Genomic DNA, 11,379 nt, shown 5'->3' on the forward strand with positions numbered 1-11,379 from the left:
GTCTCACTTCAGGAGGTCGCTCATGCCCGCCGCGGTGTGCGCCAGCGCGTCGTCGAGGCTCTGTTGCCCGGCCCAGTAGCCGGTGAACTCCTTCGCCTGCAACTCGTACACCGAGAGCGCATTCGCCGATGTCGCCCCGGTCATCACGTAGCCGTACTTGCCGGCAAAGTCGCCGAGCAGAACGAGATCCGGCCGCTTCTCCGCCACCTTGGCCACCACCTCCGGCGTGAGCGCGGGGGAGCCGCCCGCGGTGGCGTAGGCGACTGCCGCATCCTCCGTCGCGAGCCACTTCAGGAAGTGCAGCGCCCCCTCCTTGTTCTTCGCCTTGGCATTCAGCCCGAGCCCGAGCCCGTGGATATGGGTCGCACGCGCCGCCGGCCCGGCCGGCGGAGCAACGATCCCCGTCACCTCGGCCACCGCCGGCGAGGTCTCGGGATTGGTGAGATCGCCCGCCGCGGCGTTCCACTGCAGCGCCGTGGCCACCTGGCCCGAGGCGAAGGCGGCGTTGGTCTCGGCATATTCGTAGCTGAGCGAGTCCTTCGGCGTCGCGCCGGCGTCGTAGAGCTTCCTGTAGAGTTCGAGCCCGGTGCGATAGGCGTCCGAGCCGACCGTGACCTTGCCGCTCGCGTCCATCCAGTCGCCGCCGTAGGCGCGCGGCAGGGACTGGAACACCATCATGTTGAAGAGCAGGTTCTTCATCTGGAGCACGGTGCCGTAGCGGACCGGGCTGTCTGGGTTCACCGCCTCGGTGAAGTAGAGCGCCGTCGCCGCCCAGTCGTCCCAGGTCCACTCGTCCGGCGCCTTGCCGAGGTACTTCTCCGCGATCTCGCCATAGGTCTTCTTCGCCGCATCGTCGGCGAGGAGGGCGTCGATCAGGTCCTTGCGATAGTACATGAAGTGCAGCGACAGGTCGGTCGGCACCCCGTACTGCTTGCCGTCGTACTGCATCGTCTTCAGCACGGACTCGCCGAACACCTTCGTCGCGTCCGCCCCGAGGTCGATCGGCTCCATGTAGGGGGCGTAGCGGCCCACGGAATAGGTGGCGACGAGGTTGACGTCGAAGGCGTCGGAGCCCGCCGCCATGTCCGCCTGAAGCTTGTCGAAGAAGCCCTCGCGGTTGAAGAACAGGAGCTCGACCTTGTCCTCCTCGGGCGCGGTCTGGTTGTAGAGATCGACGGTCGCGCGCAGCGCCGTCTCCTCCGATCCGCCCGGCCAGCCGAGGACCGTCACCTTGGCATTGCCGGCACCGGGCAGGGCAAGGCTCGCCGCCAGAAGGGCGAGCGCCGCGAGTGTCTGTCGTCCCAGTCTCATCATAGTCCCCCTTGCTGTCCTGTCGGTCTCATGCGTTCGAGCGGGCGAGGTCGGCGACCCCGAGGATGCCGGCCCGCGCCCCGAGCCGTGCCGCCGCCAGCCGCGGGGCGAGTTCCGGCGGCAGGCCGCCGAGCCTCGCCTCGATCCGCGCGAGATAGCCATCCGCCAGTCCCACGCCGCCGCCGATGGCGATCAGCGGCGGGTCTAGCGCGAGCTGGATGTCGCGGCAGAGCAGCGCGACCCGCGCCGCCGATGTCGCGACGATGCCCTCCGCCCAGGCCTCGCCGCTGCGGGCGAAGATCGCCGGCGCCTCGACGACATGGCCGACCCGCGCGGCCTCCTCCGCCATCCAGCCGCCCGATGCCCCGTCTTCGAGCGGCGCCGCCCCGCCCGATGGCGAGCGGAGCTGGCCGAAGTGCCCGGCGAGGCCGCCGAGCAGGCGCCCGCCGGTGACGATGCCACCGCCGATGCCCGTCGAGATGGTGAGGAAGACGAGGTCGCCGCCTTCGCCCACGCCGAAGCGGTGCTCGCCCCAGGTCGCCGCCTGGGCGTCGTTGACCGCGAGAAACGGCGCTCCAAACCGGGCGCCGCCACGCTCGGCCAGCGGAAAGCGCGGCGGGATGCCGAGGACGCGCGGATTCAGCGCGGACCAGAGACCATCGCGGACGAAGCCGGTAACCGCGGCGCCGACCGCCGCGAAGCCTCCCCAGCCGCGCGCCACATCGGCTGCGGCATCGAGCCAGGCGTCGGGCCCGGCGGCGCGGTCGGTGGCGATGATCGCCTCCTCGATCACCTCCGCGCCCCTGACGAGCGCCGCGAATGTCTTCGTCCCGCCGATGTCGAGGGCGAGCACCGGAAGGTCGCGACGGGCGAAGGCGGTGCCGACCGCGTCGCGGAACCAGCCGGTGACATGCTCCGGCCGGGTGATCGCCGAGCCGACGACGACCGCGGCCGCGCCGGCGCGCACCGCGTCGGCGGCGTGCTCCGGCGTGCGCAGCCGGCCCTCGGCGACGACATGAGGGGTGAGCTGGCGGAGGCTCGCGACGAGCGCGAGGTCGGGCTCGACCGGCTCCGGCCCCCCGGTATAGCCCGACATGGTCGAGCCGACGATGTCCGCCCCTGCCGCCAGCGCCGCCTCGGCGTCCGCGCGGCAGGAGCAGTCGGCCATCGCCAGCCGCCCGCGCGCATGAATGGCGGCAATCAGCTCGCAAACCGCGGCGGGCCGCGGCCGCGCCGTGGCGTCGAAGGCGATGATGTCGGCGCCCGCGTCGGCCAGCTCCTCGGCGTCCGTCAGGAACGGCGTGATGCGGACAGGGCTGTCGTCGAGGTCGCGCTTGACGAGCCCGATGATCGGCGCCGCCACCGCCGCCCGCACCGCCGCGACATAGGCCACCGACTCGATGCGCAGCCCGCCGGCTCCGGCGTCGAGCGCGGCGCGGGCGAAGCCTATGACGGAAGCGGCATCGTCCATCGCGCCACCGGGCACCGGCTGGCACGAGACGATCAGGCTGTTCGCGATGGCATCCGGCCGCATGATCCCCCCGAGCGTCCGAAAAGGATCGTCCGGTCCCTACTGGAATGCAACTGGTATTATCGGCGGAGTTCCAGCAGAAACTCGTAGACGTCGCCCCGATACCGCGTCTCGCAATGCTCCACGACCCGGTCGTCGGCGAGAAAGCAGCGCCGCTCGGAGTAAAGCACCGGCGATCCCTCGGCGCAGTCCAGCAGCTCGGCGTCGCCGGGCGTCGCGACCTCGGCCCGCATCCGCTGCAGCGCGCGCTGTGGCTGGAGACCGAGCCGCCCCAGCGCCTCGTAGAGCGAGTCGCCGACAAGGTCCGGCGAGGGCAGGAGGCTCGCCGGAACTGCCGCCTGCTCCACCGCGATCGGCACGCCGTCGGCCGTGCGTACCCGGCGCATCCGCACCACTTCCGCCCCAGATCGCAGCCCGAGCGCCAGCGCCTCGCCGGGGGAGGGCCATGCGATCCGCTTCGACAGCCACCGGCAGCCGGGCAGGATGCCCCGTGCGCGCAGATCCTCCGAAAAGCTCGTCAGGGCTGGCAGGGCCTTCTCGACCCGCGCAGCGACCTCGGTTCGCGCCCCTTGCCGGCGGCTGAGGACACCGTCCTCCTCCAGCAGCGCCAGAGCCCGCCGCACGGTCACGCGCGAGAGCAACAGCCGGTCAGCGATCACGCGCTCGCCCGGAAACCCCGCCCCGTCCGCAAGCCCGCAGGTCGCGATTGTCCGCTCCATCGCCCCTTTGAGGCGCCGATAGAGCGGGGCGTCATCCGGGCCGACAACGAACTGCTGCTGAAGTGTCTCGAGTATGCCCCCGGGCATCGTCCGGCTCCCCTGGCTCTTGGCCGGTATGGCACAGGTATTCACGCGGGTCATCTCGAACCTGTCCTGCATCCGGGCCCCAGACCGCCTGCGCGGACCCGCAGTGACGCGCAGGCGGAGCCCCGCGTGACGTTGGGGAGCCAGGGGCAGCATCGACCTCGGCGCCGGCACCGACGGGGGTCTCCATCGCCTCGGGCGGACGGGCTCAAGTCCGGCGCGAGGCCTTCGGCCGAGGCCGTCAGCCTCGACAACGGCGGCCCCCTCTCCCCCGGCGGCGCGGATGCCGTCGCCGCCGCCGGCCTCGCGGGCAAGCTCGCGCTCTCCGCGGCGGTGGAGGTCGGCGGCGAGTGCGGCGATCCGGCGGGCACCCTCGTCCGCCCCCGGCCGGCGGCTTCGTCTTCACCGGCGACGCGGCCCGGACCCGCCTTGACGCCGAGGCCGGTCTCGACATCCTTGCCACCCGCGGCTTCGACCTGCGCCTGAGCGTCGCCGCGTAGCGCGCGCCAGATCCGGTTCGGCCTCGACGGCATCGCGAAGGACGGAACGCCGTCGGTCGCAGTGGCGCACACGCCCCTCGGCCACGCGGATGGCGCGGCTATTCGGCAAGCTGGATCATGCTGTCCGGTGCAGGCGATCAAAGGATTGCCGCGTCGTGGCCGACAACCACCACCGCGCCGTCATGGATGGACTGCGCGGCTGCGCGGTGGAGGATCAGCTGTCGTGGCGCGGAGGGGCAGGGGGCCGGCGGGGGCGTCGCTGCACCGCGGGGGCGCTCGGCGCAAACTTTCGCAGTACGATGGATAGCGTGTCTTCGTTGTCCGGCGAGGCGTCGAGGTCGAGCATGGCCTCGAGGTCGTCGAGATGCTGGGACATGGCGGCAGTGGCGGCGGCAACGTCGCCGGAGCGAATTGCCGCGAGGATGCCGCGGTGGTCGACGGCACCGCACTTGCGGCCGTCGTCGCGCTCATAGAGCGCCGCCACCAGCGACAGGCGCGCCAGGACGTTCTGCAACATCTCTTCCATCACGGCGTTTCCGGCGGCGCGTGCGAGCTCGACGTGGAAGTTGCCGGACAGCCGCTGCTTGGCGCCGTCGTCCGCACCGGAGTGAACCGTCTCCTCCTCGAGGGTCAATCGTTCGAGGCGGTCGAGTTCCGCAGGCGTGGCCGCCGTCATCACCGCAGCGATCGTGGCCATCTCGAGGACGCGCCGGGTCTCGAGGAGCTGCCGCGCCTCGGCCCGGTCCGGCGAGGCGATGAACGACCCGTGGTTCCGGCGGAGTTCGACGAGATGCGCGCGCTCGAGGATGGCGATGGCGCCGCGAACCGCCGTCCGGCTGACCCCGAAGTGCCGGGCGATCACATCCTCCATGAGCTTGGTCCCCGGACTCAGCGCCCGCTCGGACACCGCTTCCATCAACGTCGCGCAAATTCTCTCGGATGCGTCCTCGGTGGTTTGTTCGGATCCGGTACGGGGCGGGGTCAAGTCATCCTCCATATCGCGGGCGTTCTCGCACGTGGGGCCGTGATTCGGCGAGATTGCTTGAACGACGCTTTTGCGGATGCCCAAGTCTGTAGCATCCTTGGTCATCGAATGAGCGGCAGGTGCGGACTTGCCGGATCCGCACTTCGATTCATCGCGCCCGCGGCCGGTAAATGTTGCGAACAAACGTTCGAAAAAACTGGCGATCAAGATGCAGGGCGGGCCAGATCGGGACGCCGACGGGATCGCCTGATGGCGTGAAAGGGGATAGCATGGACGGCATTCGAAAGCTCCTCGGATCGGCGCTCGTCGGAGCCACGGCCGCGCTGGCGGGAACGTCGGCCCTCGCGCAGGGGTCGGCGGAAATGATGAAGCCGACCGCCGAGATCGCAGCGCTGCCCGGCGTCGCGCTCAACGAGACGCTGGCGGCCGCGCTCCCTGCTGCCATCAAGTCGGCCGGCGTGCTCAAGGTCGCGACCGACCTCACCCCGCCGATCAGCTTCCACGGCGAGAGCGGCGGCCTTGTCGGCATCGACGCCGACCTCGCGGCGGCGCTCGGCGTGATCCTCGGGGTCGAGGTGCAGATGACCGACGTCGGCGCCGGCGCGGCCATCGTGCCGTCGATCCTGTCGAAGCGCTTCGACGCGGGCGAGGCCGAGAGCTGGGAGAGCGACGAGACGAGCCGCTACGGCTGGCCGAGCTACGAGCACCAGGCTTACGGTTTCGACGCGGCGCTCACCTTCATCGCCGACTCCGCGGCCCATATCGAAGCGATCTGCACCGACATGGGCCTTCCCCTCGCACGCCAGCGGCTGTCCGAGAACACCGCGACCTGACCGCTCCCCCACCCGGAGCCTCCGCGACCAGGGCCGGCGCGTCCCGTGAACCGGAGGCGCCGGCCTTTTCATGTCCGCAAACCCCAACGCCCCCACGGAGCGCAACCGCGAATCGCGCCTCCAATGATCCGCAAATCCCTGCGAATGCCGTGGCGCGTCGCCCTCGCCACAGCGCCCCAACGCAGTTCCTTCTGCCGCCGATTTCGACACCGCCCGAAAGTCATGCACACGGTTCAATCATATATGTATCGGATTAATTTCCGAACATAGTTACGAATTTATTTCCACTCCATCGGTCCGCATCCCTCGACTCAACCGAGGATGACGGATGGGCGGGACGGCGGACATGGCCGAGACCGGACTTCAGATCACGGACGTCAACCACAGCTACGAGGGCAGGCAGGTCCTCCATGGCGTGAGCTTCGACGTCCCCGCCGGCAAGGTGGTGGCCCCGCTCGGCCCCAGCGGCTGCGGCAAATCGACGATCCTGCGCGCCATCGCCGGGCTGATCGTGCCGGACCGCGGCAGCATCCGCCTCGGTGGCCGCGACCTGACGCGGGTCGCGGTGCGCCACCGCGGGCTCGGCATGGTGTTCCAGAATTTCGCGCTGTTCTCGCACCTGACCGTGGCCGAGAACATCGCCTACGGCCTGGCCGGTACGCCGCCTTCACGCTGGCGCAGATGGCGCGCGGCGGCGAGACCGGCGACGGCTACCAGATCGGCGCCAACGAATGGGGCACCCATTGCGGCAAGCCCTACGGCCGGGTGATCCGCGAGGGCGACCTCCTCAACCTCTATGTCTCCAACGTCACCTATCAGGGCTACACCGCCCAGACCGCCCGGATGATCGCCATAGGCGCGCTCACCGACCGGCAGGAACTGGTGCTCGACGCCTGCGCGCGCGGCGTCAAGGCGGCGGAGACGCTGATCCGCCCCGGCACGCTCTTCCGCGACCTCAACAACGCCGCCTTCGTCCCCTACATCGAGGCGGGCCTGCTCCGGGACGCCGAGGCGCGCACCATGCCCTACAACTGGAGCACCGCCGAGGACGGCGGCCCGCGCGAGATCCGGCGCGAAGTCCGTCCCCGACGCCGATTACGAGGCGCAGGGCCGGCGGCTGATGCACGTCTATCCGGCCACCTTCGGCCCGCACAACCCGAACCTCGGCGACGCGGTCGGGATGGCGGGCGGGCAGAACGCCTACAACATCTCCTCGCACAACCACGACCGGCTGGAAGAGGGGATGATCTTCGTGCTCCATACGCAGTGGCTGGAGCCGCAATCCGCCGGTTGCAACATCGGCGACCTCTACCTTGTCACCGCCGACGGCTTCGAGAACCTGAGCCGGCACACGCCGCTCGAAACCCACCGCGTCGCCGTCCAGGAGACCTTCGCCCGATGCCCACCGACCCGACGCCCTCGAAGACGCTGATCCTCACCCGCTCGCAGGTCGAGGGCCTCGTGGCCATGGCCGAAGTCATCGAAGCCGTGGAGGCCGCCCACGCCGACATGGCCCGCGGCACCGCCGCCCAGCCGTCGCCCGGCGCCATGGCGCTGCCCTCCGGGCCGGGCGCCTTCCTGACCATGACGGCGCTCGCCGACCGGCAGGGCCTCGCGGCGGCGAAGCTCCTCGCCGACATCCCCGACAACGCCAGCCGCGGCCTGCCGAGCCAACGCTCGGTGCTCATGCTGGTCTCGCAGGAAACCGGCTTCTGCGAGGGCATAATCCACGGCCAGATCCCGACCCGGATCCGCACCGCCGCCGCCAGCGCCGTCGCCACCCGCCACCTCGCGCGGCCAGACTCCCGCGTGCTCGGCCTGATCGGCGCGGGCGACCTCGCCGTCGCCCATGTCGCGGCCCTCGCTCAGGTCCGCCCGTTCGAGCGCCTGGTCTTCTGGACCCGCAACCCCGACACCGCCACCCGCTTCGCCGCCCGTATCGCGCAGGCGCACCCCGGCCTCGCCGTCGCCGCCCTCGCCACTCCGGCGGCCGTCTTCGCGGAGGCGGATGTCGTCTGCACCCTCACCCCCTCGCGCGAGCCGGTGGTCGAGGGCGCGTGGTTCCGCCCCGGCCAGCACGTCAACGCCGTCGGCGCCCCGCCGCGCGCCGACCACCGCGAGATCGACGCCGCCGGCATGGCCCGCGCCCGCGTCTTCCTCGACAGCCGGGAGACGGCCTTCCACGAGTCCGGCGACCTCCTCCTCGCCATCGCCGAGGGCGCGCTCAGCGCATCGGATGTCGGCCCCGAGATCGGCCCCGAGATCGGCGCCGTCGTCACCGGCGCCGCGCCCGGCCGGACCGCGCCCGAGGACATCACCCTCTACAACTCCGTCGGCATCGCGATGCAGGACATCGCCATCGGCGCCCTGCTCCTCGCCCGCGCCCGCGCCGCGGGCGTCGGCATCGAGATCGACCTCGCCGGGTAGACGGAGCATCGCAGCCCGCACCGACATGCCGGATCCGGCAGCGCGGCGTCCGTTACGTCGCCCGGGGCCGTCACGCAGCGGCGCCCCAGCGCGGGAACGGGTCGGGCAGTCGCGTCCACGCCTTCGGCTCGAACGCCTCGGCCGGCAGCAGGCAGGCGTCGAGCGTGGCGGTGATCGCCGCCTGATCGAGCCCGGCGCCGATGAAGACGAGTTCCTGCCGCCGGTCGCCCCAGGTCTTGTGCCACTTGGCACGCACCGTGTCGCGCCACTCCGCGCTCGCGGGCCAGCGGTCCTTCGGCACCGCGCTCCACCAGCGGCCGAGGCCGGAGGTCTGCGCCACGGCGCCGGCGAGGCTGAACTCGCCCACCCAGTCGGGGCGCGTGGCGATCCAGAAATGGCCCTTGGCGCGGATCACGCCGGGCAGGGGCCCGGTGAGGAACGCCTGCAGCCGCTCCGGGTGGAAGGGCCGGCGGGCGCGGTAGACGAAGGAGGAGATGCCGTATTCCTCCGTTTCCGGCACGTGGGAAGCGAAGCCGTAGAGCTCCTTCGCCCACAGAGGATGCTCGTGTGCCCGGTCGATGTCGAAGCGGCCGGTGTCGAGCACCGCCGAGAGCGGCACGTCGGCGAAATCGGCCTCGATCAGCTCTGCGTCGGCGTTCAGGCTGCGGATGATCTTGCGCGCGGTTTCGGCCAGCACCGGGCCGGCGTCGGAGACCTTGTTGAGGACGATCACGTCGGCGAACTCGATCTGCTCGACGAGCAGGCTGACGATGGTGCGCTCGTCGTCCTCGCCGAGCGACTCCGCCGTGTCGCGCAGGAAGTCCTGGCTGGAATACTGGCCGAGCAGGTTCACGGCATCGACCACCGTCACCATCGTGTCGAGCCGGGCGACGTCCGACAGGCTCTCGCCCGCCTCGTCGCGGAAGGCGAAGGTGGCGGCGACGGGCAGCGGCTCGGCGATGCCGGTCGACTCGATCACCAGATAGTCGAAGCGGTTCTCGTCGGCGAGGCGGCGCACCTCGGCGAGGAGGTCGTCGCGCAGGGTGCAGCAGATGCAGCCGTTGGTCATCTCGACGAGCTTTTCCTCGGTCTGGCTGAGGTCGGCGCCGCCGGCCCGCACGAGGTCGGCGTCGATGTTCACCTCGGACATGTCGTTGACGATCACCGCGACGCGTCGGCCCTCGCGGTTCGACAGGATCCTGTTGAGGAGCGTGGTCTTTCCGGCGCCGAGGAAGCCGGAGAGCACGGTGACTGGCAGGCGGCGGGCGGGTTTGGCTGTCTCGATCATCGGCGAGCCCCTTGGTGCTGGTCGTCTGGAGGAAGGCGCCCGGCCGCGGGCCGGCCGGGGCGCGGGCGTCGTGGGTGCGACCGCGGTCAGTGCGCCAGCATTTCCTGCGCCACCTCGCCGGCAGCGAGCGACGCGGGGTAGTAGGTCGGCCAGCTGGTCAGCTCCCCGAGCAGCGCGGCACGGTCATCGCCCCAGTAGAGGTGATAGTGGTCGGCCTTGGCCGGTGCGATCTTGTGGTCGCTGAACTGGATGAACCGCGGCGCGCCCGCGTCGCCCGCGACCTTCTTGAAGATGAACCGCACGCCGCGGTTGCCCGTCGGATAGGTCAGCGTCTCGTGGCCATCGGGGGCGTAGCGGCCCGCCACGCGCTTGTCTCCGGTGAAGAACGTCACCGTGTCGCCGTCGATCGCGATACGGTCGACGTCGGTGCGGTAGCCGATCTCGTAATAGGCCTTGTACTCCGCCGCGCTCTTGTCGCCGCTCTCGGCCTTGTGGGCCATCACCTCGTCGAGGGCGCCCGCCTCGAGCAGGGGGTAGACCGACTGCCACTCCCCGGCCCAGTCGGCCAGCGGGCGGTCGGCGATCTGCGCGTCCTCGAAATAGCCCTTGTAGATCTGGGCGTCGGCGTCCGTGCCGGCATGGTCATGGGCGTCCTTGGCGCTCGCATCGGCCATGACCGCGAAGGCCGGCGTGGCCTGTCCGGCGCCGCGGGCGTCCGCGGCGCCGAGCGGATCGCCGACAGCTCCGAATGCCGTCCCCGCGCCGAGCGCGAGAAGCGCGATCGTCGGTGCCGTCAGGTTCATCATGCTCGTCTCCTTCATTGGACTCCGGCGCCTCTGGTGGCGCGGGGCGGAGAAGCCGCCGCCTCGCGTCACCGCGATTTCGCGCCGGTCGTTGACATTCGTTATACTATAACACTTCTCGGCGCATCGTTACACTATAACGATGCGCGGGAACAAGGCCCTTCGGCATGGCGAGCGGACGGAGACGGGGGGGGGGGGACGGCGCGCAGGCGGATGACGCGCTCGCGCACCTTCGTCCTCCGTGTGCTCGTCGAACAGCGCCGGGCGCTCACCACCTGCCGGCTGCTCGAGCACGGTTCGCATGGACCACGAGGCTTCGGACGAACCAGCGGCCGACCCGCGCGGGTCAGGCGTAGTCGCCGGGTCCGGCAAGGTCGGAGAGCAGGTCCGGTCGGCACCCGGCCCGTCACCGCCCGCCAGAATCGCCCGCGCGTCCTCGGCGGCGCTCGCGGCGAAGTTGGCCCAGTCGTGGTTGAGCGCGGTATGCGCCACCGCATCGACGGTGGCGGCGGGGCTCCTGCGCCCCGCCCCGGAGACGTTCCAGGCGAGCCTCGCCGCGACGCCGATCGCGCAGCTCTCCTCGGGCGAGCGGGTCGCGCTCGACGGCAAGGTCGCCGAGATCTTCGGCAACAAGTTCGTGATCGACGACGGCACCGCTCGGGCGCTGGTGGAAACCGGCCGTGCCGGCGAGGGCGTCGACCTCGTCGTCGCGGGGGAGCCGGTGACGGTGCAGGGGCGCTTCGAGCACGGCTTCGTGCACGCCTCGGCGATCCGGCCCGCGAACGGCGACATCGAGGAGCTGGCGCCCCCGCCGCTGCCGCCGCCCGGTCCCGGGCCGCACGGTCCGGGGCCGCACGACCGTCCCTGAGGCGGGATGACGAGCCGCCGCCCGTGCGCG

The 11,379-nt window shown here is 71.0% G+C and carries 12 protein-coding genes and 1 pseudogene; 7 read left to right on the forward strand and 6 right to left on the reverse strand.

Features of this window, described 5'->3' with window-relative positions; all coding sequences use genetic code 11:
- Positions 1 to 3: 3 nt before the first annotated feature.
- From QM699_RS03375 to QM699_RS03385, 3 genes are read right to left on the reverse strand one after another with little or no spacing between them, the layout of a single operon-like run.
- Entirely contained in the window at positions 4 to 1,311 is a 1,308-nt protein-coding gene (locus tag QM699_RS03375) for an extracellular solute-binding protein (RefSeq protein WP_415009808.1), read from the reverse strand.
- 28 nt (positions 1,312 to 1,339) lie between these two features.
- Positions 1,340 to 2,845, reverse strand: a complete 1,506-nt coding sequence (locus tag QM699_RS03380) for a putative N-acetylmannosamine-6-phosphate 2-epimerase (RefSeq protein WP_415009809.1) — start codon at positions 2,843 to 2,845, stop codon at positions 1,340 to 1,342.
- Between the two features lie 56 nt (positions 2,846 to 2,901).
- Positions 2,902 to 3,648, reverse strand: coding sequence for a GntR family transcriptional regulator (locus QM699_RS03385; protein WP_415009810.1), 747 nt, complete (start codon positions 3,646 to 3,648; stop codon positions 2,902 to 2,904).
- 347 nt (positions 3,649 to 3,995) lie between these two features.
- Here QM699_RS03385 and QM699_RS03390 point away from each other — a divergent pair, with 347 nt between their 5' ends.
- Positions 3,996 to 4,145, forward strand: a complete 150-nt coding sequence (locus QM699_RS03390) for a hypothetical protein (RefSeq protein ID WP_415009811.1) — start codon at positions 3,996 to 3,998, stop codon at positions 4,143 to 4,145.
- 214 nt (positions 4,146 to 4,359) lie between these two features.
- Here the strand turns inward: QM699_RS03390 and QM699_RS03395 are convergent, their stop codons facing one another.
- Entirely contained in the window at positions 4,360 to 5,214 is an 855-nt protein-coding gene (locus tag QM699_RS03395; RefSeq protein WP_415009812.1) for a GntR family transcriptional regulator, read from the reverse strand.
- 185 nt (positions 5,215 to 5,399) lie between these two features.
- Between QM699_RS03395 and QM699_RS03400 the strand changes: the two genes are divergently transcribed.
- The 5 genes and pseudogenes from QM699_RS03400 (at position 5,400) to QM699_RS03420 (ending at position 8,390) form a co-directional block, all read left to right on the forward strand.
- On the forward strand, positions 5,400 to 5,963 hold the full coding sequence (locus QM699_RS03400) for a transporter substrate-binding domain-containing protein (RefSeq protein ID WP_415009813.1): 564 nt from the start codon (positions 5,400 to 5,402) through the stop codon (positions 5,961 to 5,963).
- Between the two features lie 346 nt (positions 5,964 to 6,309).
- Positions 6,310 to 6,732, forward strand: coding sequence for an ATP-binding cassette domain-containing protein (locus QM699_RS03405; protein WP_415009814.1), 423 nt, complete (start codon positions 6,310 to 6,312; stop codon positions 6,730 to 6,732).
- Positions 6,645 to 6,896 (forward strand): annotated as a pseudogene (locus QM699_RS03410) (M24 family metallopeptidase); the annotation flags it as partial. The gene QM699_RS03405 and the pseudogene QM699_RS03410, both read left to right, overlap by 88 nt.
- Positions 6,897 to 7,083: 187 nt before the next feature.
- The gene (locus QM699_RS03415; RefSeq protein ID WP_415012826.1) at positions 7,084 to 7,395 is read left to right on the forward strand and encodes a hypothetical protein; all 312 of its coding nucleotides are present in this window, start codon (positions 7,084 to 7,086) and stop codon (positions 7,393 to 7,395) included.
- On the forward strand, positions 7,362 to 8,390 hold the full coding sequence (locus QM699_RS03420) for an ornithine cyclodeaminase family protein (RefSeq protein ID WP_415012687.1): 1,029 nt from the start codon (positions 7,362 to 7,364) through the stop codon (positions 8,388 to 8,390). Before QM699_RS03415 ends, QM699_RS03420 begins: the two co-directional genes overlap by 34 nt.
- A gap of 70 nt (positions 8,391 to 8,460) precedes the next feature.
- On the opposite strand, the gene zigA is transcribed toward QM699_RS03420, so the two are convergent.
- Both zigA and QM699_RS03430 read right to left on the reverse strand, forming a co-directional pair.
- Entirely contained in the window at positions 8,461 to 9,678 is a 1,218-nt protein-coding gene (zigA, locus tag QM699_RS03425) for a zinc metallochaperone GTPase ZigA (protein ID WP_415009815.1), read from the reverse strand.
- Between the two features lie 86 nt (positions 9,679 to 9,764).
- The gene (locus QM699_RS03430) at positions 9,765 to 10,352 is read right to left on the reverse strand and encodes a ZinT family metal-binding protein (RefSeq protein WP_415012688.1); all 588 of its coding nucleotides are present in this window, start codon (positions 10,350 to 10,352) and stop codon (positions 9,765 to 9,767) included.
- Positions 10,353 to 10,953: 601 nt separating this feature from the next.
- Between QM699_RS03430 and QM699_RS03435 the strand changes: the two genes are divergently transcribed.
- Positions 10,954 to 11,349 (forward strand): hypothetical protein, encoded by a 396-nt coding sequence (locus QM699_RS03435; RefSeq protein ID WP_415009816.1) that lies wholly within the window; start codon positions 10,954 to 10,956, stop codon positions 11,347 to 11,349.
- The last annotated feature ends 30 nt before the right edge of the window (positions 11,350 to 11,379 follow it).

Source organism: Amaricoccus sp., from assembly GCF_047602525.1.
GTDB lineage: Bacteria > Pseudomonadota > Alphaproteobacteria > Rhodobacterales > Rhodobacteraceae > Amaricoccus.